The 24,014-nt window shown below is 42.7% G+C and carries 19 protein-coding genes, 3 pseudogenes and 1 riboswitch; of the genes and pseudogenes, 18 read left to right on the top strand and 4 right to left on the bottom strand.

Features of this window, described 5'->3' with window-relative positions:
* Nucleotides 1–345: 345 nt before the first annotated feature.
* Together CCC70_RS08250 and CCC70_RS08245 are read left to right on the top strand one after the other, a co-directional pair.
* Entirely contained in the window at nucleotides 346–903 is a 558-nt protein-coding gene (locus tag CCC70_RS08250) for a TIGR00730 family Rossman fold protein (protein ID WP_015526428.1), read from the top strand.
* 80 nt (nucleotides 904–983) lie between these two features.
* On the top strand, nucleotides 984–3,503 hold the full coding sequence (locus tag CCC70_RS08245) for a beta-mannosidase (RefSeq protein WP_287084623.1): 2,520 nt from the start codon (nucleotides 984–986) through the stop codon (nucleotides 3,501–3,503).
* 126 nt (nucleotides 3,504–3,629) lie between these two features.
* Here CCC70_RS08245 and CCC70_RS08240 read toward each other — a convergent pair whose 3' ends face one another.
* Nucleotides 3,630–5,042 carry an alanine/glycine:cation symporter family protein gene (locus CCC70_RS08240; protein WP_287084622.1) on the bottom strand — a complete coding sequence of 471 codons (1,413 nt, stop codon included), beginning with the start codon at nucleotides 5,040–5,042 and terminating at the stop codon, nucleotides 3,630–3,632.
* Between the two features lies 1 nt (nucleotide 5,043).
* Nucleotides 5,044–5,151: riboswitch (glycine riboswitch) on the bottom strand.
* 385 nt (nucleotides 5,152–5,536) lie between these two features.
* Between CCC70_RS08240 and CCC70_RS08235 the strand changes: the two genes are divergently transcribed.
* From CCC70_RS08235 to CCC70_RS16705, 10 genes and pseudogenes are all read left to right on the top strand, one after another.
* The gene (locus CCC70_RS08235; RefSeq protein WP_015526420.1) at nucleotides 5,537–6,178 is read left to right on the top strand and encodes a YczE/YyaS/YitT family protein; all 642 of its coding nucleotides are present in this window, start codon (nucleotides 5,537–5,539) and stop codon (nucleotides 6,176–6,178) included.
* Between the two features lie 607 nt (nucleotides 6,179–6,785).
* Nucleotides 6,786–8,786: a CHAP domain-containing protein gene (locus CCC70_RS08230; RefSeq protein WP_287084620.1), complete on the top strand. Its 2,001-nt coding sequence runs from the start codon at nucleotides 6,786–6,788 to the stop codon at nucleotides 8,784–8,786.
* 207 nt (nucleotides 8,787–8,993) lie between these two features.
* Nucleotides 8,994–9,110, top strand: a pseudogene (locus tag CCC70_RS08225) (sugar phosphate isomerase/epimerase); the annotation flags it as partial.
* Between the two features lie 251 nt (nucleotides 9,111–9,361).
* Nucleotides 9,362–9,841, top strand: a complete 480-nt coding sequence (locus tag CCC70_RS08220) for a PTS sugar transporter subunit IIA (protein WP_118626249.1) — start codon at nucleotides 9,362–9,364, stop codon at nucleotides 9,839–9,841.
* 113 nt (nucleotides 9,842–9,954) lie between these two features.
* On the top strand, nucleotides 9,955–11,427 hold the full coding sequence (locus tag CCC70_RS08215) for a PTS transporter subunit EIIC (protein ID WP_287084619.1): 1,473 nt from the start codon (nucleotides 9,955–9,957) through the stop codon (nucleotides 11,425–11,427).
* A 192-nt stretch (nucleotides 11,428–11,619) separates the two neighbouring features.
* Nucleotides 11,620–12,720 (top strand): YibE/F family protein, encoded by a 1,101-nt coding sequence (locus tag CCC70_RS08210; RefSeq protein ID WP_173738174.1) that lies wholly within the window; start codon nucleotides 11,620–11,622, stop codon nucleotides 12,718–12,720.
* Complete coding sequence (locus CCC70_RS08205) at nucleotides 12,717–13,496, top strand: YibE/F family protein (RefSeq protein ID WP_118626255.1); 780 nt, start codon at nucleotides 12,717–12,719, stop codon at nucleotides 13,494–13,496. The genes CCC70_RS08210 and CCC70_RS08205 overlap by 4 nt, the downstream gene beginning before the upstream one ends.
* Before the next feature lie 152 nt (nucleotides 13,497–13,648).
* Nucleotides 13,649–13,867, top strand: a pseudogene (locus CCC70_RS16535) (TnpV protein); the annotation flags it as partial.
* A 1-nt stretch (nucleotide 13,868) separates the two neighbouring features.
* Nucleotides 13,869–14,603 carry an ORF6N domain-containing protein gene (locus CCC70_RS08190; RefSeq protein ID WP_442859723.1) on the top strand — a complete coding sequence of 245 codons (735 nt, stop codon included), beginning with the start codon at nucleotides 13,869–13,871 and terminating at the stop codon, nucleotides 14,601–14,603.
* Between the two features lie 65 nt (nucleotides 14,604–14,668).
* Nucleotides 14,669–14,809 (top strand): annotated as a pseudogene (locus tag CCC70_RS16705) (ORF6N domain-containing protein); the annotation flags it as partial.
* Between the two features lie 138 nt (nucleotides 14,810–14,947).
* On the opposite strand, the gene CCC70_RS08185 reads toward CCC70_RS16705, so the two are convergent.
* A complete protein-coding gene (locus CCC70_RS08185) occupies nucleotides 14,948–15,820 on the bottom strand; it encodes an AraC family transcriptional regulator (RefSeq protein WP_287084617.1) in 873 nt (290 codons plus the stop codon).
* Between the two features lie 319 nt (nucleotides 15,821–16,139).
* Here CCC70_RS08185 and CCC70_RS08180 point away from each other — a divergent pair, with 319 nt between their 5' ends.
* From CCC70_RS08180 to CCC70_RS08170, 3 genes are read left to right on the top strand one after another with little or no spacing between them, the layout of a single operon-like run.
* Nucleotides 16,140–17,399 (top strand): glycoside hydrolase family 27 protein, encoded by a 1,260-nt coding sequence (locus tag CCC70_RS08180; protein WP_117569647.1) that lies wholly within the window; start codon nucleotides 16,140–16,142, stop codon nucleotides 17,397–17,399.
* A 27-nt stretch (nucleotides 17,400–17,426) separates the two neighbouring features.
* Entirely contained in the window at nucleotides 17,427–17,591 is a 165-nt protein-coding gene (locus tag CCC70_RS08175) for a hypothetical protein (RefSeq protein ID WP_174088098.1), read from the top strand.
* Nucleotides 17,585–18,442 carry an MFS transporter gene (locus CCC70_RS08170; RefSeq protein WP_287084614.1) on the top strand — a complete coding sequence of 286 codons (858 nt, stop codon included), beginning with the start codon at nucleotides 17,585–17,587 and terminating at the stop codon, nucleotides 18,440–18,442. Before CCC70_RS08175 ends, CCC70_RS08170 begins: the two co-directional genes overlap by 7 nt.
* Before the next feature lie 311 nt (nucleotides 18,443–18,753).
* Here the strand turns inward: CCC70_RS08170 and CCC70_RS16525 are convergent, their stop codons facing one another.
* Complete coding sequence (locus tag CCC70_RS16525; RefSeq protein WP_334292520.1) at nucleotides 18,754–18,993, bottom strand: hypothetical protein; 240 nt, start codon at nucleotides 18,991–18,993, stop codon at nucleotides 18,754–18,756.
* Between the two features lie 624 nt (nucleotides 18,994–19,617).
* On the opposite strand from CCC70_RS16525, the gene CCC70_RS08160 reads away from it, so the two are divergent.
* The 3 genes from CCC70_RS08160 to CCC70_RS08150 all read left to right on the top strand — a co-directional run bounded on the left by CCC70_RS08160 (nucleotide 19,618) and on the right by CCC70_RS08150 (nucleotide 22,387).
* On the top strand, nucleotides 19,618–20,055 hold the full coding sequence (locus tag CCC70_RS08160) for an Hsp20/alpha crystallin family protein (RefSeq protein WP_015526401.1): 438 nt from the start codon (nucleotides 19,618–19,620) through the stop codon (nucleotides 20,053–20,055).
* A 342-nt stretch (nucleotides 20,056–20,397) separates the two neighbouring features.
* Nucleotides 20,398–21,360, top strand: coding sequence for a nucleoside hydrolase (locus CCC70_RS08155; protein ID WP_270390928.1), 963 nt, complete (start codon nucleotides 20,398–20,400; stop codon nucleotides 21,358–21,360).
* A 70-nt stretch (nucleotides 21,361–21,430) separates the two neighbouring features.
* Nucleotides 21,431–22,387: a 3'-5' exonuclease gene (locus tag CCC70_RS08150; protein WP_186582558.1), complete on the top strand. Its 957-nt coding sequence runs from the start codon at nucleotides 21,431–21,433 to the stop codon at nucleotides 22,385–22,387.
* Here CCC70_RS08150 and CCC70_RS08145 read toward each other — a convergent pair.
* Nucleotides 22,364–23,653: a D-alanyl-D-alanine carboxypeptidase family protein gene (locus tag CCC70_RS08145; protein ID WP_186582557.1), complete on the bottom strand. Its 1,290-nt coding sequence runs from the start codon at nucleotides 23,651–23,653 to the stop codon at nucleotides 22,364–22,366. The two genes, CCC70_RS08150 and CCC70_RS08145, sit on opposite strands and share 24 nt — an antisense overlap.
* Between the last annotated feature and the right edge of the window lie 361 nt (nucleotides 23,654–24,014).

The following is a 24,014-nucleotide window of genomic DNA, read 5'->3' as shown; positions in this document are numbered from 1 at the left end:
GAATCCGCAGGAAAGAAACCAGAAATACAGCGGATGGAAAAACGCAGTAGAAAAAGTTCTCGTATAATAAAACGGGAGTTTCAGGCAGCGGCAATTGCTTGACCCCATGTGTATGTCAGATTATAATAAAATAACAGGCATTTCCGGATGCACTCCAGATGTATCGGAAATGACGGAAAGCCGGTCTTTGCCAATGTGCAGAGGCCGGCAAAAGTTATATTCAGAGATAAACGATCATCCATTTGCAGTAGCTGTGCAGTGGCATCCGGAGATGATGTATGATTCTTCAGAGCAGTTGAAGCTTCTCCGGGCATTTGTGGAGGCAGCAGGGAAGGAGAGAGAATTATGAATATTTGTATCTATGGAGCGTCCAGCGCAGAGCTGAAAAAGATCTATTATGAGAAAACGGAAGAACTGGGACAGCTGATGGGAAAGCGAGGACACGGCCTTGTTTTCGGAGGTGGAAAAGAGGGGCTGATGGGGGCGGCAGCCCGGGGCGTTGACAGAGAAAAAGGCTATATCCTGGGTATCGCACCGAGATTTTTTGACCAGCCGGGAGTGTTGTATGAGCATTGTACAGAGTTTATTTTTACTGAAAATATGCGTGAGAGGAAGCACCTGCTGGAAAGCCGCTCGGATGCGACTATCGTGGTACCTGGGGGAATTGGTACTTATGAGGAGTTTTTTGAGATTCTGACATTGAAGAGTCTGGGACGGATCGACAGGCCGATCGTTCTTTATAATATTCAGGGATATTACGACAGCATGCAGGCACTCCTGGAATACACAGCCGGGGAAAAATTTATGTCCAGAGATGTTGTGGGTATGTGCCGGTTCATGAAAGATCCGGAGGAGATCCTGGATTATATTGAGAATTACCGGAATTATGGGGGAAGGCTATAAATAAAATACAGTACGGCTAATACAACAGCCCTGTATATAAGATCGTGCGAAGGGGATTTTTACAGGAGAAAATATATTTTATGAGGAAAATAATGTTAAATGGCCAGTGGGAGCTGGCAGAAGCAGGAAATGACAGATTATGTGAGGTACAGGTTCCGGGATCTGTGCTTTCCGGGCTCTATGGTGCCGGGAAGATCGAAGATCCTTTTTACCGGACAAATGAGGATGTGACAAGGGAACTGTTCCGGAAGGATTATGAATTTAGCAGAACATTTGTGGCTGCAGAGGATATCCTGAAAGAAGAAAAAATAATATTGGTCTGTGAGGGGCTGGATACTCTTGCAGATATTTATATCAATGGGCAAAAAGCCGGATCTGCAGATAACATGCATCGTACCTGGAAGCTGGATGTGAAAGAATTTCTTCATTCCGGGGAGAATCAGATCCGGATCGTATTCCGGTCGGTATTCAAGTATATCGAAGCTTATGAGTATGAAGATAATAAAGAGATCCACTATGTTCCCTGCGGTGGAATGAAAGGAAACCAGCTGATCCGGAAGGCTCATTGTATGTTTGGATGGGACTGGGGCCCCCAGACCATTGATGCCGGGATTTTTCGGGATATTTATCTGGAAGCATACAGTCATCCGAGAATTGAGGATGTGAAGATCACACAGGTGCAGGGGGATAATGCTGTGGATGTGTGTACAACTGTGGCTGTAAGCGGAGATGCTGTGGATAAGTGTCAGGTGAGGGTGACGATCCAGGAGGATGCAGAGAGCGTCTGTGGACATAGAACAGGTGCTAACGACCGAAAAACGGAAGCCCATGTATGCAAAGTGGGGGAGACTGTATCAGCGAATAATAATCCAGCAGTGCTGACATCCTCGATCCACAACCCGAAGCTCTGGTGGCCAAACGGCTACGGCGATCAGCCGTTATATAAAGTTCAGGTGGAACTTCTGGACGAGTATGGCACAGTTCTGGAAACCATAACGAAGCGCATCGGTCTCCGTACGCTTACCATCAGCCAGGAAAAAGATCTCTGGGGAAAAGAGTTCGCGTTCTGTGTCAATGGCGTGAAAATTTTTGCCATGGGGGGAAATTATATTCCGGAGGACTGCATCTATTCCAGGATCACACCGGAGGTCCAGAAGTATCTTCTGGAATCCTGCAAACGTGCCAATTTTAACTGTGTCCGTGTGTGGGGCGGCGGTTATTATCCTTCGGATCATTTCTATGATCTTTGTGATGAAATGGGACTGATCGTATGGCAGGATCTGATGTTCGCATGTAATGTTTATGATCTTACAGAAGAATTTGAAGAAAATATCACGAAGGAGATCACGGAAAATGTAAAACGTCTCCGTCATCATGCATCCCTTGGCCTGTGGTGCGGAAACAATGAGATGGAGTCTGCCTGGGATCACTGGCCGGAGGTACAGAGTGAGTCGAAATATCTCCGTGCGGACTACATAAAAATGTTTGAGTACATAGTTCCGAAAGCAGTGAGGGCGGCAGACAGCGAGACCTTTTTCTGGCAGTCTTCCCCAAGCTCCGGAGGCTGCTTTGATGATCCGGACGATGAGAACAGAGGAGACTGTCACTACTGGGATGTATGGCATGGTCAGAAGCCTTTTACAGATTATCAGAAGCATTATTTTCGTTTTTGCTCGGAGTTTGGCTTCCAGTCTTTTCCGTGCCTGAAAACTGTGGAGAGCTTTACGGAAGAGAAAGACAGGAATATTTTTTCCAGGGTGATGGAGAACCACCAGAAAAATCCTGCAGCTAACGGAAAGATCCTGTATTATCTTTCCGAGAATTTCCGTTATCCGGAGAATTTCCGCAAGCTTCTCTATGTGAGCCAGATCCTTCAGGGAATGGCCATGAAGTATGGAGTAGACCACTGGAGACGTCACAGAGGCCGCTGTATGGGTACCCTTTACTGGCAGATCAATGACAACTGGCCGGTGGCATCCTGGGCAAGTATCGACTACTTTGGCCGTTGGAAGGCACTTCATTATATGGCAAAAAAATTCTATGGGCCACAGGCGGTGAGTATGTGCATGGATGGGGATATCATGCAGGTGTATCTGGCAAATGAAAGTATGGACGCACAGTCATATCAGGTTGCCTTTTATGTGAAAAATATGGAATGCGAGATTCTTGAGAAACTTACCGGAACGGGCACTGTGGGTGTGCAGGAGTCCGCTCCGATCCTGGCGGTGGATGTTTCCGGATGGGAGGACAAGAAGTATGAGATCTTTCTTGAGGCGGAAGTGACACTTGCTGACGGAAGTGTGCTCCGTGATGTGGAGACCCTTGTTCCGTATAAATATCTGGAGCTGGATAAACCGGAGATCACTGTCGAGGTGGAGGAGCAAGGTGATGCATTTGTGATCCATTTAAAAAGCAGCTGCTTCAGCCCGTTTACAGCTATTGGATTTACTGATGCGGATGTTACTCTGGAGGATAATTTTTTCCATATGACAGATGGAGAGGAAATGTGTGTCCGGCTTGATAAGAAAGATATCCGAAATGGAGAGATTCTGGATGCAGCGGATCTGACACAGCAGATGGAGATCCTGACGCTGGCATAGAAAGCTTTTAAATAAAAAAGACGCGGCCTTTTATCGGAGGATAAAAAGGTTCGCGTCTTTTTTTATATGATATTAGGGGATCATCATGGGTTTGCGTGTGTTTACATTTGATTACGATATTAGGGATCAGAATTCGTAATTTTTATGTCTTTTGAAGAAATCCTTAGTTTCCTTTACAACCACACCGCTCAGGGCAAGAAGAGCGATCAGGTTCGGGAATGCCATCAGGGCATTGAAGATATCTGCGATGTTCCATACAGCTGCTACAGTCATATATGGTCCAATGAATACGCAGATGATGTACAGCCAGCGGTATGTTGTAACTGCGGCTTTGTTTCTGTTGAACAGGTATTCCAGACATCTTTCACCGTAGTAATCCCATCCAAGGATCGTTGTGAATGCGAAGAATACCAGGCACAGCATCAGTGAGAAGGATGCTACAACCGGCGGGAAAGGAAGTCCTTTCTGGAATGCGGCTGTTGTGATGGCAACACCCTCAAGACCTGTGTTCCATGTTTCTGTAATGACGATGGAAAGACCTGTCATTGTACAGATAACGATAGTATCAATGAATGTACCTGTCATGGATACAAGACCCTGACGTACCGGCTCCTTTGTCTGAGCTGCAGCGGCTGCGATCGGGGCACTACCAAGACCGGATTCATTGGAGAAGATACCGCGGGCGATACCCTTCTGCATAGCTACGACCATGGTTCCCATTGCGCCACCTGCAAGTGCACTTCCTGTGAAAGCAGATTTTACGATAGTTACGATCGCTGCAGGTACTGCGGTGATGTTTGTGATCACGATGATCAGTGCCAGTGCAACATAGAGAACTGCCATAAACGGTACAACGATCTGGGATACCTTTGCGATTCTCTGGATTCCGCCGAGAACGACAAGTCCTACACATACGGTAAGGATCAGACATGCGACTACAGTTGCCCAGGAATATGTATTTCCGAAAAGTGCTACTGTGTGCGCTTTATCCGGGTCAAAGAAATTGGTAACTGCAGATGCGATACCGTTTACCTGTGTAAAGGTTCCGATACCGAAAAGTCCCACACCTGCTCCGAAAAATGCGAAGATCTTGGCAAGCCATCTCCACTGTTTTCCCATACCGTTTTCGATGTAGTAGAAAGGTCCGCCGAGAACGTGGCCTTCTTTGTCAATGGTACGGTACTTGATCGCCAGAAGTCCTTCTGCGTATTTGGTTGCCATTCCGAAGAATGCGGCTACGATCATCCAGAAAAGTGCTCCTGGTCCGCCGGCTGCGATAGCAGTTGCGACACCTACGATATTTCCGGTTCCGATGGTTGCTGAAAGTGCAGTACACAGAGCTCCGAAGCTTGTGACCTCACCATCGCCGCCTTCTTCATTTTTTACCATGAATTTCAGTGCCTTTCCGAGGTGCCTTACCTGTAAAAGACCTAACCGAGTGGTTAACAGAATTCCTGTGAACAGGATCAGAATGATCAGCGGAAGTCCCCAAACGACTCCGTCAAACCATGTGATAAAGTTGTTGATTTGTGTAAACATTACTCTTTCCTCCATCCTTTTGCCTGAGAGATTTACAGCATTTTGTGTGCTGCGTACACCTTCGGCGCTCTTCCTTTTTGATTTGAAGAGACTCTCCTGAGTTTTTTTATTTTTGAATGATGCCAGGACCTTTTTTGTGTGCGGTGGTGGCGGTCATTCGTTCTGTGTAGAAAAACACTGTAACACAGAGTATCACATGAATTGATGGATTTCAATGGTTTTTTAAAAAAAATTGCATTTATTAGAAAAATTAATCGACATATAATTGGGAGTTTGGGGATTTATACCGGTCTGATCTGCTAGATGCCTTTTCTTGTTGCTTTTTGTTGTTTCTTGGGGCTTTTGTGTTTTACAGGGGTGAGGGGGTGTGGTAGAATATAAGCGTTGCAGCAGGCTGTTCATTAAGGTATTATCTGGTATGGATTTTGCGCAGTGAAGGTGGATCGTGGATATCTGCCTGACAATATTTTCAGAGAGGATGAGGTATGAGGTTTATGGGGGATTTTTTGAAGAACATTAACTGGAAGCATGTTCTGATCATGTGTATCGGAAATGTTTTTGCAGGTATGGGGATTGGAATTTTCAAGCTTGCCGGGCTTGGAACGGATCCGTTCAGTGGAATGAATATGGCGGTTGCGGATATGATTGGTATGGCGTATGGTAATTTCCAGCTGATTGTAAATATTGTGTTGCTGATTATTGAGATTGCTTTTGGCAGAAGGTTCCTTGGGATCGGTACGGTTGTGAATGCGGTTTGTCTGGCTTATATTACTACTTTCTTTTATAATATTTATACTGGTGTGTTTGGATTGGAGCTTGTGGCGCTGCCGGTACGTTTGGTGGCACTGTGTGTGGGTGTTGTGATCTGCTGTCTGGGACTGTCGATGTATCAGATGCCGGATGAGGGGGTTGCGCCTTATGATAGTCTTTCGCTGATTATGACAGAGAGATGGCCGAAGATTCCTTATTTCTGGCACAGGATGTCTAATGATGTGCTTTGTGCGCTGATCTGTTATCTGACTGGTGGTGTTGTGGGTATTGGTACACTGGTGACGGCTTTTGGGCTGGGACCGGTGATCCATTTCTTTAATAGGGTTTTTACCGGGAAGCTGCTTGCCTGGGTTGATGGTGAGTGAGTTTGTAGTTGTATGGGTTGAGCTGAACTGGCTGCGGGATGTGGCTGGTTCGGCTTTTTTTGGTGAAAAGGGACGCCCGTGAGGCGTGTGCTGTCTGCCGCCGGGGCTTCGTCGGGGGCTGGCTTCTAGGCTGCCGGGAATCTGCTAAAAGCGTTTTACAAAAGTCCGAACTCGCGTCTTGCAGCCGCTCAGACAACGGACTTTTGTAAAACAACGCAGATTTCCGCCAGCCAAGAATCAGCTCCCCTCCTGCAGAGTCCGGTGACAGGCAGCACACGCCTCACGGGCTGGCTTTTCAGGGCGGTAGGGTAGTGTGGCTGCTCGGGAGTTGGATGAGCTATCAGCGCTACGCTGGATAGCTGGGAGGAAAGGCTGATTTTGCAGTAAGTGGCCGAAAAAAATTACCGATGCGAATATCCACTTGACTGGATCTCTTTACCTTGACATCTTCCGTGAGAGTATGCACAATAAAGGTATCATAAATTTGCCGGACAGAGATAAAATATGAAACAAGAGTAATAAACATGCAGAACATTTTCATCGTAGCAGACATGCCAGATCAGACTTGTTTGTTAAGAAGGATGAAACCGCAGGAAAGGAGAAAACTATGAAAAAGAAGCTTCTGAAAAAATTGATGGTCCTTGCGCTGTCCGCAGTAACTGCCTTCAGTGCGGTACCGGCAGCAACGGTAACAGCAGCAGGTAATCCTTATCCTACAACACAGGATGTGGATCGAGATGGCTTATACGAGATCCCCTGCACACGCTTTGCATGGCAGTGCGTGTATGACAGACAGGGAATCGCATTGCCTTCATGGGGAAATGCGGTAGGCTGGTGGCAAAATGCTATCAATCAGGGCTATGCAGTAGGAAATGAGCCTGTTCCCGGTTCTATTGCTGTATGGAGTGGAGATTATTACGGACATGTTGCTTATGTAACAGCTAATCTTGGAAACAACAGATTTACGGTAGATGAGGGAGGAAGAACGGACAAAGATCAGACATCCTCTCATGGAGTTGCATATGGATATACACTGACCAATGCAGTCGGAGGAAGGCGCCCTTATGATTCCAACAAGGTGCTGCTTGGCTTTATCTATCCGGGCGTTCGTGTACCGGGCAAGCCATATGTGAGCGTGAATCCGGGAAAAGCGAATCAGACCACAACGTTTTCCTGGAATGCAACAAGCTATGCCAGATATTATGATGTATATGTGTATAAAGCAGGAGAATCCAATCCGACGCAATTTCAGTATGGAGTGAATGGAACAAGCTGGTCCTGCACATTGCCGGCGGGGAATTACAGGGTAGCGGTGGCATCTGTGAATCATGCACAGTATGCATATACATTTTCGGATTCTGTGAATTTCACTGTCCAGGCAGCTCCGGTCACACATACACATAACTATCAGAGAGTAACAGTAAAGGCAACCACCACTGCCAACGGATATACACAGGAGCAGTGCAGCTGCGGAAGTATACAGAATAAACAGATCATCTATTATCCGAAAAAAATACAGCTTTCCAGAACAAGCTATACTTATAATGGAAAAGTAAAAAAGCCAGCGGTAAAGGTTACAGACAGCAACAACAGGGTGATTAGTGCAGACAACTATACAGTTACCTATTCTGCCGGAAGAAAATATGTTGGAACTTATCGGGTAACAGTTCGGTTTAAAGGCAATTACTCGGGAACCGTTACAAAAACCTTTAAGATCACCGGAAAAGCTCATAAACACAGCTACAAAAAACAGGTAAAGAAAGCAACTACATCCAGAAACGGATATGTTCAGTATCTTTGCTCCTGCGGTGCGGTGACGGGAAAGAAAACCATCTATTATCCGAAGACAATAAAGCTTTCTGCCACAAGCTATACATACGACGGAAAAGTAAAAACACCGAAAGTGAAAGTAACCGGTGCGAATAAAAAAACCATCAGTTCCGGTAATTACAAGGTGTCATATTCCCATGGAAGAAAAAATGTTGGCACTTATAAGGTAACGGTGAAGTTTAAGGGAAACTACAGCGGAACCGTAACAAAGACCTTTAAGATCAAGGCGAAACCTAAAAACTGGGTTTATGTGGATACGCTCCCAAAGAATATCACTTCCGATAAATATACGATCCAGTATAAACACACCTATCAGAAAACAACCTCCAGCTATGTCAATGATGGTGGTGTTTATGAGTCCGTAAGACCACTGGAGACATCTGCTTCCAGACAGCTGGTGGGCTATTATTACTATCATTTTTGCGGACCGAATACCGGAAAGAATGTAAACTTTGCACAGACGGGCTCTTATGTACATTTTGACAGTGTGGCAGCCAGTCAGGTAACCGTAGCTGCTTCCGGCGCAGATGGAGATGATCCGAGCATTACCTATTATCTGCTGAACTGGAACGGAAATGGCAGCCGGGTATGGTGCTCCAGCGGAACTACCTGTAACGGCGCCTACGGAAGCCACGGAGCCAGAGGCCAGGCCTGGTACCGCATGAACCAGTACCAGAACAAAAAACTCCAGACTCAGACCACAACCTCCGAAAGTGATTGGACAACCGGTAAAGACAGCACAGCAGTAAAAACCGTTTACCGTTATAAAGCAAAATAGATCATAGATCAGTCATAAATCACAGTCATAAATCAGAAACTCCCTCATGTATCAGAAAAAACTGATATGTGAGGGAGTTTTTTGGGATAAATGTAAAGAAACTTATTTCAAAACGGATCAAAATTTTGCAGTAAGCGACCGACAAAGCTTTACATATATTGTACAATTTATGAAATACAGGAAAAAATGACAGGATATCTGCAGCTTGCACCGAAGGTGGGCGGTGACAATATTGCCTGTGTATCCATGTTTGGCTTCCCGGAGAAGATGAATAAACAGGCTCCGGAGGCAAGAGAAAGGATTGAAAAAGAACTGTTGAAGTAAACTGAATATTCTTGCATAAGCTGTCGCATTAATGTGCTACAGCTTATTTTTTTGAAAAATACCGATAAAAATATGGATAAAACCGAAAATAATGGTTAATATATACACATGCCTAAAAAACAAAAAATGAAAATTATACGAAATATATAATATAAACCCGGCACAGATAAAAAATATATAGACATATTTACAAAGTGACATCATGGATATCAATACCGGAGGAAGTGGGAAAATAACGGGAGGAAGAGAATATGTTGAAATTTTTTAAAGGAAAAGATAAAGGAAATTTAATTTATGCACCCTGCAGAGGAAGAGTGGTTCCCCTTGCAGAGGTTCCGGACCCTGTCTTTGCGGATAAGGTACTGGGTGACGGTTTTGCAGTGATCCCGGCAGACGGCAGGATATATGCTCCGGCAGACGGTGAAGTGGCAATGGTATTTGATACGCTTCATGCAGTTACGCTGACAAGCACTCAGGGAGCGGAAATACTGATACATATCGGACTGGATACAGTCACACTTAAGGGTGAACCCTTTAAAGCACACGTTGCAGCAGGTGACAAGGTTAAAAAGGGTGATCTTCTGATAGAGGCTGATCTGGACAAAATCGAGAAAGCCGGTTTAAATACAATTATCCCGGTTCTGATCTGCAACACAGATGATTACGGAAAGATAAGCCTCCAGAAGGAGGGGGATGTTTCGGCGGATGAAGCCGTCCTCAAGCTTTCATGATCATCTTCATGCAGCTGACAGGCTTATAACAGCCCGGAGATAGTAGTAATCTTCGGGGTGTTATAACCGGAGTGATCCGGTCAAATATATTTATTTTAAGGGAGGGGAAATATATGAAATTTCTTCAAAAACTGGGAAAAGCGTTAATGCTTCCAGTGGCAGTACTGCCGATCTGTGGTATCCTTATGGGTATCGGATACTGGTTATGTCCGGCAACTATGCAGGGTGGAGACATTCATGGCGCAGCCAATCTGATCGGTCTGTTTCTGGTTAAAGCAGGCGGAGCTCTGATCGACAATATGGCAATCCTTTTTGCTATCGGTGTTGGTGTCGGTATGTCAGAAAAGAATGACGGAACCGGCGGAATTGCTGCACTTGCATCCTGGCTGATGCTCACAACACTTCTTTCTACAGGATTTGTTACAACCATCATTCCATCAATCGCTGACAGTGCAACAAAAACTCTTGCATTTGACAAAATTGCGAATCCTTTTATCGGAATCCTTGCCGGTATCATCGGATCTACATGCTATAACAAATTCAAGAGCACCAAGCTTCCTGACTGGCTGTCATTCTTCAGCGGCAAGCGTTGCGTAGCGATCATCGCAGGAGTGGTTTCCATTATCGTATCTGTTGTATTACTGTTTGTATGGCCATTACTTTTCAGTGCACTTGTAGCATTAGGAAAAGCGATCGCAGGTATGGATGTTGTTGGTGCAGGTATCTATGCATTCCTGAACCGTCTGTTGATCCCTACCGGATTACATCACGCACTGAACAATGTATTCTGGTTTGACACCATCGGACTTGGTGATCTTCAGCACTTCTGGGCAGGTGAAACCTCTGCAGATGTATCCTGGAGCCTTGGAATGTACATGTCCGGATTCTTCCCATGTATGATGTTTGGTATTCCTGGTGCAGCACTTGCAATGGTTAAATGTGCGAAACCTGCAAAGAAAAAAATCGCGATCGGTCTTGTTGCATCTGCAGCAATTTGTGCATTTATCTGTGGTGTAACTGAGCCGTTCGAGTTTGGATTTATGTTCCTTGCTCCTGGCCTCTATGTGATCTATGCATTACTTTACGGTATCTTTACCATGATCACAGTTGCTCTTGGATTCCGTGCAGGCTTCAGCTTCTCCGCTGGTGCGATGGATTTACTTTTCTCATCCTCACTTCCGGCAGCACAGAAGACATGGCTCATCCTTCCTCTTGGAATTGCAGCATTCATCGTATTCTATGTTGTATTCCTTTTTGCCATCAAGAAATTTGATCTGAAGACTCCGGGAAGAGAAGACGATGACGATCTTGAGGCAGAGAAGAATATTGAGCTTGCAAATGATGATTATACTGCTATTGCCGCAAAAATCCTTGAAGGTTGTGGCGGAAAAGAGAACATCACAAGCATTGATAACTGCATCACAAGACTGAGACTTGAGGTTAAGGATATTACAGCTGTAAATGATAAGGTGATCAAATCTGCAGGTGTTGCAGGCGTGATCAAACCTGGAAAAACTTCTGTACAGGTTATTATCGGAACCAAGGTTCAGTTTGTTGCAGATGCATTTTCTGCGCTTTGTAAATAATGGCTTTTTTGGAGTTAGGTATTTGTTAAAATAATTATGGGGGCAGCAGAACTGTGAAAACGGTTCTGCTGCTGTTTTTTTGTATACCTTATATTGACCGATACTTTCAAAAAGCGTACAATGTTACTTCGATAAAAAGCAACCGGTCAGTGCGTTTACAATTGCAATATTTCTACAGGGGGAATGAAGTTAATGAAATCCTGCATATTTCACAAAAAATATCTTTTAGCCGGCATATATATTATTTTTGTTCTGTTTACCTGCTGTAATTCCCGATTTTATCATACACCGCTGGCAAAAATATGTTCCGTAACAGAAAAACAGACTCTGAGCAGAGAAGGAACCAGGGGCTCAAAAGAATATTACTATACTCAGAATATTACGGCACGGATATTAAACGGTCCGCATAAAGGGGAAAAAATAACGGTCTCTAATGAATATACATCTTCTCAGGTTCAGACCAAGAAATATCATAAAGGAGACACCGTTCTTTTAAGCGGTTCAAAGGAAAGCCCCGGAAAAACGATACGTTCTGTAAAAAGGGATGGGTATTTGGCATTACTGGCAGGAGGATTATTTTTTCTTCTGATCTGCATTACAGGAAAGCAGGGATTTTACACGATCATATCACTGATACTGAATACAGTCATATTTGCGTATGGATTTCAGGCTTTTACAGAAGGGAAAAATATTTTAAATATCTGTAATGTCATCGCAGTTCTTTTTTCATTGACTACATTGATCTGCTTAAATGGAATTCATAGAAAAACATTTTCCTCAGTTCTTTCAACACTGTGTGTTCTGTTTCTGATCATGGCATTGTTTGAATTTTCTATTTATATGTACGGAGATCTGGATTATTCCAATCTGGAATACCTTGGAAGTACAGGCAATTCAGCAGATATATTCTGGGCAGATATTATGCTGACAGGACTTGGTGCAATTATGGATGTGACGGTGACGATCAGCGCAGCAGTAGGAGAGATCGTGCGGAAAAATCCATCGGTTTCTCTGAAAAGACTGATACATTCCGGTCGTGAAATCGGATATGATATTATGGGAACCATGATAAATGTACTGCTGTTTGTTCTGGCAAGCGGCATGATTCCCATGTTCATACTTAAGATGAATAATGATATAAGCTTTATAACGATCGTGAGATACCACATTCCATATGATATCTGTCGTTTTCTGATAGAAAGTATTGGAATTGTACTGGCAATACCAGTATCTGTTTTTATTGCTTCAGCGATTATGAAAATACCATCACGGAAAAGGGGTGTCAGAGAATGATCATTTTTCTTGCATTGATTTTAATTTTTCTGGTGATCTTGATTGGCGGAGAGCGTGGAGCCATGTCAATTATGACACTGGCGGGGAATATTGTAATTTTGTTTTTTTCAATTATGCTGATGTCTGCCGGTTTTCCTGTACTGCTCCTGATATTGGTGGCAGGTGCAGGTGTCTGTTATATTTCTCTGTTTTATCAGAACGGAAATAATCCAAAGACGCGGGCGGCTTTTCTGGCTACACTGCTGGTAATGTTACTTTTGTTTATTCCGATTTATATTATTACATGGAGATCAGGAAGCTACGGGTTAAATGAGCTGCAGATTTCGGAAGACGATTTTATGTATTATTACAGTACGGACCTTCATATTAACATGCTTCATGTAGGAATATTTGTAACTGTTTTCAGTACTCTTGGGGCTGTTATCGATACAGCATTATCTGTAACATCTTCTGTATATGAAGTCTGGACTCATAAAAACGGTCTGACAGCGAAAGAACTTACAGCTTCCGGCTATCAGGTTGGAAAAGAGATTATCGGAACAACGGTAAATACGTTGCTGTTTGCCTATCTTGGAGGAACTATTTTATTATTTTCATACATTCAGACACAGCAATATACCATGGAGATCATTCTTAATTCCCAGTTCCTATTCCAGGATGTTGCAGTCATGCTATCTGGTGCGGTAGCCTGCCTTATTACCGTCCCGGTATCGATCGGATGTATTATTCGACAGATTCACCGTACTGATTCGGAAGAAAAATCTGAAGTTATATAATAGCGTTAAAAAACAGTCAGATCTGTCGTAAATGTCGTAAATTTGTGGTCAAAAAATGATAAGAAATGGAGAGTGCTAATAATATGAATGCAGGATACGAAGTGACTGCGTTCATGAGCAAGCAGCGAAGCGGATTGCGAATGTCCACTGTTATGACGTATACAAAGGTAAATGGATACCTGATTCCGAATCTCACTTATAAATCCGGTGAGCAGATGGAGCAACTTGGCAAATATGGATTCTTACGCAGAGATTATCTGAAGAATCATAAAAATTCTCTGTATCAGGTGATGCTTCCGCAGGACACTATTGGAAAGCACCTTCTGGAAGTAGACAAGGCAGCCAGAGAACGGGAAGAAGTGATCCTGAAACATAAAACGATTTCCAGAAGATTTTTGTTTTCAGCTTACAACAGAAGAAGCAGAATCTTTGAAGTGCCAATCTGGCACCTCAAAAATACAAGAGTCAGGAAAAAAGGATGGACGAGGTGGCAGACGTACGCTACCGTATGTATTTACAGAGCAGGGAATATCAATGCTAGCCAGTGTATTACATAGTGAGGTGGCAATCAATGTAAGCATAGGTATTATGCTGGCATTCGTAGAAATGAGACGGTTTATAGCCAACAATGCACTTTTGTTTGAAAGGATTAGTAACGTTGAGTTAAAACAACTTGAATATCAGAAAAAGACAGATGAAAAGCTGGAGCAAATTTTTGAGTACATATCAGATCATGAGGAGTCTAATCAAAAGATATTTTTTGATGGTCAGATATATGATGCGTTCAGTTTACTAATAGGACTGATTCAGAAGGCAGAAACGGAAATTGTTCTGGTAGATGGATATGTGGATGTAGGAACATTAAATATTTTGTCAAAGAAGAAAGAAAATGTGGCGGTGACAGTTTATACACTGCAACGGACAAAATTATCTCAAACAGATATAGATAACTTTAATGCACAGTATCCTAAACTGGATGTGAAGTACACAAGAGCATTTCATGATCGTTTTTTAACCGAATCAAGTAAGTCCCCTGCTTCAATTGCGAGGAGCAATAAGCAGTGGGTGGGACTTACTTGTATCAGGAGGGGTACAAGCCCCTCCTGATAAACTGCGGAGCAGTTATTCGGTTATGAGCAAGTAGCGAAAGCGGATTGCGAATATCCGATTGACTTCTTGATAAAACGAAAGCATATCATGTTGGTGCGTCTTTGAAGGACGCAGGTAAAAAATGTTTTGGAATTAATTTGATTGAAGATGCAGGTATTGTAAGAGATATTTTACAGAGATTGGAATTAGAAACAGAAGAATAGAAAAGTAAGTTATGCAGAAAGGCGTGAGTCATAAGAATATGGCTTGCGTCTTTTTCTGTCTGGATTCTTTCGAGGTCTGGCAGTTATTTTTTTGCACAAGAAAAGGAGCTACGCACTAATACTTAGTGCGACAGCCCCTTATTTTACCAGAACAATTTGGCGTTCGCGTTTGTGACGGTTTTTTCTATATTCTGTAGGAGAAATTCCGTGGTATTCTTTAAATATTTTTGAAAAATAAGAAGGCGAACTGAATCCACAGATCTGACTGATATAGTCCACGGACCAGTCAGAAGTAAAAAGAAATTCTTCACTCTGGGTGATGCGAAAATCCAGTATATATTTTTTCAATGGAACACCCATCTGCTTTGAAAAGATTTCTGAGAGATAGGATCGATTCAGATTCAGTTTGTCTGCAATATACTGAACTGTCAGGCCTCGTCCGTAGAAATCTTCTACAATAGAAATTGCTTGCTGTACATGACTTTCTGAATTCTGACGACTTTTTCTTTCGGGAAGCTCTTTGGAGTTCTCGATAAAAGTACCAACTTTTGAAAGAAGAAGGAGAAGAATGCCATTGGTATACAGATCATTTTTTGTACTATCATTTTTTATGGAAATCAGAATCTCAAGGAGATCATTGATTTCCTCAAAGACTTCTGTAGAAAGTCCTTTTGTGAGGGACGGATAACCGAATCCAAGACGATGCATGAAGTATGGAGCGAGTTTGCCATTGAAGCCAACCCACGAATAAGTCCATGGATTCTCCTTATCGGCCTGATAGAAGACCATCTGATCCGGTTCAATCAAAAAAATCTGTTTTTCTTCAATAAGATATTCTGTTTTATTAACAACAAGACGTCCCTTCCCGGAAAGAATAAAATGCATGAGATAATAGGGTCTTGTTCCAGGTCCGTAGGAATGAAGCGGCAGACATTCTGAATGACCGCAGAAACGAAGTTTTATATCATTCCAGCTGGTGTTTCTGTACAGATTCAATTTTTCTAATTCCATAGGATCTCCTTTCGGTAGTTTGTATATTTATATTCGATAGATACAAAATTCTTGCTTTTATTAAACTACAATTTCCGACAAAATTTATAAGTTATCCAACAAAAGTGACTAACATGGTAATAAGATTATAGTATATGATATCAATGTAGACAAGAGAAAGAAAAGACAAAAATAATCTAAAAATTCAGACAGGAAACGAATCGATTCAAATTCACAGAAAAGTAAAAAGCTATAGTTATTAGAAGAAAGAAGTCAGTTTGTAAAAGGTGACCTGTATTTTGTGCACCCTAAAATAAAATGGAAAGGTAAGGAAAGAGATATGTTAGAATTTGCAAAAACACCACCAAAAGGATGGAACAGCTGGGATGTATATGGAGCGTCTGTTACAGAAGAAGAAGTAAAAAGAAATGCAGATATTATGGCAGAAAAGCTTAAGAAATATGGATGGAACTATGTGGTTGTAGATATTCAGTGGTACGAGCCAGGAGCTGAGTCAGCAGCATATCGCAAGTTTGCGGATTTGAAGATAGATGAATATAGTCGTGTGCTTCCGGCTGAAAATCGTTTTCCAAGTTCAGCAGATGGAGTTGGGTTTGCACCACTTGCTGAATATGTACACCAATTAGGGTTGAAATTCGGTATTCACATTTTAAGGGGAATACCAAGACAGGCTGTTCATGGAAGAATGCATATCAAAGGAACGGATAAGACAGCAGATCAGATTGCAATAAACAGTATCTGTCCATGGAATTCAGATATGTATGGAGTGGATATGTCAATTCCAGAAGGACAGTTATATTATGATTCGCTTATGGAATTGTATGCTTCTTGGGGAGTTGATTTCATTAAAGTTGATGATATCGCATATTCAACGATTTACAGAGATTCACATAGAAAGGAAATTGAAGGGATTCGAAAGGCTATCGACAAAACGGGACGGGACATTGTACTTTCCCTTTCGCCGGGACCGGCAAGACTGCAGGATGGAAGTTTTCTTCAAAAAACTGCAAATATGTGGAGATTGACAGATGATTTCTGGGATGAGTGGGAATTGCTGTATGATATGTTTGACCGCTGTAATTATTGGTCACCATTTATTCGTAAAGGAAACTGGCCTGATTGTGACATGCTTCCATTGGGGCATATTGGAATCCGCTCAGGTGAACGTGGAAAGGCAGACCGTATGACCTGCTTTACAAAGCCAGAACAAAAGACAATGATCACATTGTGGTCTATCTTTCAGTCACCACTGATGTATGGCGGAGAACTAGCTGATTTGGATGAGTGGACGCTCTCATTGTTAACAAATACAGAGGTAAACGAGATGCATCGTACACTGGATGGACAGAGACAAGAGTACAGAGACGATGAATGGATTGTCTGGTCAGGAGAAAACGAAGAGAATACATATATTGCAATATTTAATGTATCGGATAAAAAGAAAGAAATTCCTGATAAATTAGCAGAAATATATATCAAAGAGGATGCAAAAGAAATCTGGTCCGGCAAAAAAGCAACTGAAGCAGCAGAAGAAGTAGATAGTCATGGTTGTGTGTTGTATCAGATGAAAAGAATGTGATGAATGTCGGATAGGAGGAATGAAGTGATGGACACAATAGGAAAGAAACTTGCCCTAAAAGAAAAGATGGCTTATGGCTGCGGTGATGCGGCAAGCAATATTATCTGGGCATCTATGGGAACATTCCTGATGTTCTATTATACAGACAGATTGCAAGTCTCCTTGTTACAGCAGGAACACTCCCATTGGTAAACTTTATGACAGAGTATGTGGGGGAAAAGAAAGCGTGGAGTATCGTATATGGAATATTTGGAGTTATTGCAGCAATTCTGTTCTTTTTATGTTTTGCAGGGTGTAAAGAGAGAATTCATGAAAATGAAGAAGAGAAGACAGAAAAGATTCGTGTTATTGACGGAGTAAAAGCAGTGCTGAAAAATAAATACTGGCATATGCTGATGGTGATATCTATTTGTATTAATATATTCTTCCAAGCTATTAGTACGGTAAATACATATTATAGTAAAGCGGTTCTTCATAATAGCAGTATGATTAGTGTATTGAATACGGCTTATATAGTTCCTGCAATTGTAAACTTTTTCTTTGTACATCTGGTTGTGAAGAAGTATGGGAAAGGAAAGACTACGATGTTTGGCTGGATTATTATCTGTGTCAGCTATGTGATATTGTTACCATTTACAGAAAATACAACGGTACTGATTATTACAGCTGCTATGAGGGGAATAGGATATTGCTTCTTGCTTGCAGTGTCTTCTGCGATGGTAAGTGATGCAGTTGAATATGGGGAATGGAAAACGAAAATTCGTGTTGAAGGTCTGACATTTAGTATGCAGGGATTTGTAGGAACAATCGCAGCAGGTATTGTTACGGCGGTCATTGGATGGGTACTCAATTTCAGCAAATATGATGGAACACTGTCATTTGCAGATACACAGGCAGGATCCGCAGTATTTGCAATTAAACTGCTGTTTATTGCGGTTCCGTTTGTTGTTGGAGTACTGAATATTATATTGTTAAGATTTTACAAACTTGATAAAATGTATCCGCAGATTATTGAGGATTTAAATAAGCGGAATGGAAAATAAGTGGGGAATGCATATGAAGACAAGCATATCAGAAAAAATAGCTTATGGTATGGGAGATGTTGCATGTAATGTAGTATATGCACTTACATCTGGTCTTATCGTATATTTTTATACAAATGTAATCGGAGTATGGAGCTGTCGCTTTAACGAATGAATTCATATCTTTTCTCCCAGTTCTTTCATACGTTCTCCATCTATCGTCCCTTCATAATGTCTGATTCTTGACTTATCAAGTTTTATTTTAACCGAATCAAGTAAGTCCCCTGCTTCAATTGCGAGGAGCAATAAGCAGTGGGTGGGACTTACTTGTATCAGGAGGGGTACAAGCCCCTCCTGATAAACTGCGGAGCAGTTATTCGGTTATGAGCAAGTAGCGAAAGCGGATTGCGAATATCCGATTGACCCAATTGATCATTTTCCGACAGACTGCTTTGTTCTTTTTTATAATCACTGCTTTTTAAACGTACGATAAATTTAATACCTTTATCCATCATATGTATAAACGCAGGTGTAGAAGGATATCCTCGGTCCATGATAATGATAAATGGAATATTTACTATTGTTTCCGGTATTCGCTCTAATTGCTTTTATGCCAGGCGCATCTCATCGAATTTTACTTTGTTACAATCACTTTCTAGTATCATGCGATTCATTACATCATAGATACAGCCTAATCCTATTTGAGCCTGGGGTTTTGTATTTTTTCGGCTTGCAGAACCATACAGTTCCAGCGTTTCAGCAGTGGTAGGAATATTAATGTCTGAGCCGTCTGCCGACAAAATGCCTTAAATTCATTAGAACTCATTTTTTCTATGTCCATGAATGTACGTTTTTGAGAATGTTTCATCAGCATCACATCCTTTTCTGCGGCAGGTTCATGGTTTTTTTTGCAATATAAGCATATAAAAAAAAGCAGAAGACATCTAATTTTTTTAGAATAAATATCGTCTGCTTTAAGTTAATGACATTGCATAAAATCAAGGCTTCACAAATTCTTCACAAAATAATTAGCACTCGCCTCTTGACAGTGCTAATAATACGTGTTATAGTACATACAGAACAAAGGAAGAGAGAAAAAGAAATCTTCCGGAGAAAGTTCTTACAGAGTTTTCAGAAACAGTAAATTAAAAACGCCTGCATAATACGCAGCGAATATAGATCAGGAGGAATGAGTTATGTTAATGCCAAGTATTTTCGGAGAAGATTTATTTGATGATTTTATGGGATATCCGACAGGCCGTCAGGCAGCTGCCAATGCTTATCCTCAGGTGAAGGATATGATGAAGACAGATATCCGTGATGTAGATGGCAATTATGAACTGGAGATCGATCTTCCGGGATTTAAGAAAGAGGATGTGAAGATCCAGCTGAAGAATGGTTATCTGAACATTCAGGCAACCAGAGAAGAGAAGAAGGACGAGAAGGATGATAAAGGTAAATATGTTCGCAGAGAACGTTATACAGGAACCTGCAACAGAAGCTTTTATGTAGGCTCGAGCATTAAGCATGAAGATATCCATGCGAAATATGAGAACGGAATCCTTCATGTAACCTTCCCGAAGGAAGAGACCAAGAAAGAAGCAGAAGAGAAGAAATTTGTTTCTATTGATTGATCGGCATTTACTTTGAAGCCAATATCCGGAACAACCCAAACGGATATTGCGGAGATAACCAGATAATGGCTGGTTGATCGAATGCGGATAATTTTATCCGCCTGACTTAAAACTCCAAATTGCACATTGCATTTGTTTATATAAATGAATATAACCCCCTTTTTTTTCCACCCCTCTGCCAATGCCCGGCAGAGGGGTTCTTTACGTTTCAGCCTGAAGTACAGAGGTGAATTCTGATTAACTTTACACTCCCTCCCCACTCTGTTATACTTGGAACAGGTAAACAGCGGAAATTCGGCAATACTATAAAATTGGGGAAAGAGTTTTTACAGAGGTGAATATATGGGAGATAAGATCAAGGTTATCATGGACTGTGATCCCGGAATCGATGACGGGATCGCACTGGCATATGCGGCAGCACATCAGGATGAACTGGAGCTGCTTGCAGTGACGACATCTGCAGGAAGTACCAGGATAGAAAGAGTGACCCAAAATGCACTGGAGCTGGTGGATTTTTACGGACTGAAGGTTCCGGTGGCAGGAGGCCAGGACCGTCCTCTTGTGAAAGCGGCAATTTATGCGGAAGAATTTCACGGAGAGACAGGGCTTGGCCATTGCGTACTGCCGGAAGCAAAAACAGAGGCTGCTTCTGACAATGCAGTGCTTTTTATCCGTGACATTCTGAATGCCATTCCGGAGGGCGAGCAGGTAGTAATGATTGAAACTGCACCAATGACTAATCTTGCACTTCTGTTGAAGGTTTTTCCTGAAATAAAGAATAAGATCAGAAAAATTGTATTTACAGGCGGCGCAGCAAAAGGCGGAAACATCACACCGGCAGCGGAATTCAACATCTACGCAGATCCGGAGGCGGCAAAGATCGTATTCGATTCCGGAATCCCACTGATCATGTGTGGACTGGATGCTACCCTGAAATGTAATCTTACCAGAAATCAGATCATGAAGCTGTGCCAGTCCGGTGATCCGGCAGCCAGAGCCTGTGGAGATATGGCTGGCTACGTACTTGAAAATTTTTCCAAATATCGCTGCGTGGCAAGTATCCATGCTGCTGTACCGTTTATGTATCTCATCCATCCGGAGTTCTTTAAAACAGAAAAAGTATTCCTGGATGTGGATTGTTCAGACGGTGCCGGACGGGGTGCCACATTATGCGATTTCCGCTGGTGGCTACACGAAGAAGACGAAATGAAAGATATGATTCTGACAGATGCAGATACAGAAAGCTTCCAGCAGGAGCTGTTTGAAGCGATTTATTCTGTGTCCGAATGCAAAAATATGAAATAGCCGGACAACGATCCGGAAACAGCTGCATTTATGAAGCAGCTGAGCAGTCAGATAAGAGGACAGAAAACCCATGAACTATATTGTATTTGACCTGGAATGGAACCAGAATCCGGATGGAAGAAGACATCCGGATAGTCGGCTCCCGTTTGAGATCATAGAGATCGGGGCAGTAAAATTAAATGAAAAAAGAGAGATCGTTGATACCTTTCAGTGCCTGATCAAGCCCAAAGTGTACCATTGGATCCACGACAGTATCCACGAAGTGATCCACGTGGATTATCATGAACTGGAAAAAGGCATTCCTTTTCCAAGGGCGATTCGCAGATTTCTGGAATGGTGCGGGGAGGAGTATCGCTTTTTTACCTGGGGAGACCAGGATGTGATGGAACTTCAGCGCAATATGAAATACTATAATCTTTTGAAGCTGATGCCAGGGCCAGTGCATTACTATGATGTGCAGAAACTTTTCAGCATAAAATTCGAGGATGGAATATCCAGGCGTTCCCTGGAATATGCTACAGACTACCTGCAGCTTCCAAAAAACCGGGATTTTCACCGGGCACTGGCAGACGCCAGCTATACTGCCAGGATACTTCTGGAGATCGATGAAGCTTGCATGATCCGCCATCCGTCCCTGGATGTATATCAGAATCCAAAATCCAGAGACAGCGAGATCTATATTTCCTATACAGACCATGACAAGTTTGTGTCCAGGGAATTTGTATCAAAGGAGCGTCTGATGAAGGACCGTACTATGGTAAGTACCATGTGTCCCATCTGCAGATGCCCTGCCAAGCGGAAAATCCGCTGGTTCAGTACCAACAATCCCAAGGTGTATTACAGCCTTGCCCTTTGCCATGAGCATGGACCTGTTGCCGGAAAGATCAGGATCCGAAAAACGGATGAGGGAAAATATTTCGGGGTGAAGACCCTGAGAGCAGAAGATACAGAAGCGGCGGATGAGATCCGTGAAAAGCACGAATCTCTCCGCCGCAGGAAAATGTTACGAAGTCAGGAGAAGATCTGATACGATGTTTCGTTCGTATTGCATTCCCCATCCGACCATTTGTTTCTTATAATAATATTTGCTTTTCAGACGCAGTGGGCCGACAGCATTCTGAAGAACGGCCTGGCGTTTGTTAAGCTGTGATTTTTTGATACCTTTTGGAATAGTCACATAAACCTTTGTCTGATAATAAAACGGATATGTGTTTCCGTTATTCTTAAGGATATATTTGTCACAGGAAAGTACCTTAAACGGGACTGGCTCCATGGACACCTTCATATCCACCTTTTCAAAATTTTCAAAACCATAATTGAAAAGAGAAGCGGTATCGCTGTAAGCATTTGCCGCGGAAGTAGAATTCAGGATCACGGCTACCAGCGTTATATTTCCTCGTTTGCAGTAGGTGACAAGTGTGTTGCCGGATGCATCCGTGTAGCCTGTTTTTCCGCCACGGACGCCTTCATAATAATATTCGCCGTTTTTCATCATCTTGTGATGATTGAGCAGCTGGCGGGCTTCCGCAAATTTATTGGTAGGCGGGATCTCGTAATAACGTTTGGTGCAGTATCGCCGGAAAAGAGGATTCAGCCAGGCGGATTTGGCGATCTTTGCCATGTCGGAGGCTGTGGTGTAATGATTCTCATCCGGAAGACCGTTGGGATTATTAAAGTGTGTGTTCTTGCAGCCAAAAAGCTTGGCGCGCCAGTTCATGAGTTCTGCGAATTTCTTTACAGAGCCGGAAACTTCTTCCGCAACGGCGACAGACATTTCATTAGCGGACTGGAGCATGACAGCCATCAGGGCCTGATCCCTGGTGAATTTTTCACCGGGAGCAGCATAAATACTGGAATCTCCGGCAGTTACACTGGTGGAAGCTTTTTCAGATACGGTAATGTTTGTCTTAGCGTTCAGATTTTCGCAGGCAAGCAGTGTAGTCAGGATCTTCGTGATGCTGGCAGGGTAGAGCTGTGTGTCTGCATTTTTGGAATAAAGAACGGCTTCTGTATTTACGTCCATAAGGACTGCAGCCTGTGCTTCGATGCCGGGACCTTTGGGCCACCCGTCAATGGAATCGGTGTCGGCAGCCTGTGAATAATAGCTGGAGTGAGCAGGCGTGACTGCTGCGGCTTGACCATCAGGAACCGGTGTGGCAGTGACGATAGGATCACCATATTCATCGTATCCATAGGCAGCCGCCGCGCAGGGAGCTGCGCCTGTGAGCAGGATCCCTATGCCGAGAATGCCTGCAAAGATCCGGCGCAAGGATCGTTTTTTCATATTTTTCATAATAAGATACCTTTCAGTGATAAATCCGGGCGAGAAGGTTATTATTCATTTAAGAATCAGTAACCGAAAAAATCTTGCCCGTTTTGTGATGAGGTGCAGTATTTCATTAATTATAGCATTGTATTAATGAAACGCTGTATTTTTGCCCTCAAGATTCTGTAGTAGTATACCACTTTCCTCCCGGAAAAACCACTTGCAGTCTGTGAAAATTCCATTAAGAAGAAGTGAACATACATATAATAAGAAAAATCCATGAAAACACTTGACATATGGATTTTTCCCAACCTATAATAGACAGCGTATATAGAAAAAGCTGTGATGGAGACAGTAGGCCATATGGAAAGCTTGCAGCGAACTGGGG

The sequence above is a fragment of the Blautia sp. LMAG:89 genome (assembly GCF_008679485.1).
In the GTDB taxonomy this organism is placed as follows: Bacteria; Bacillota; Clostridia; order Lachnospirales; family Lachnospiraceae; genus Blautia_A; species Blautia_A fusiformis.
Note: the sequence above shows the minus strand (reverse complement) of the source record. Positions and strands in the feature narration are given on the sequence as shown.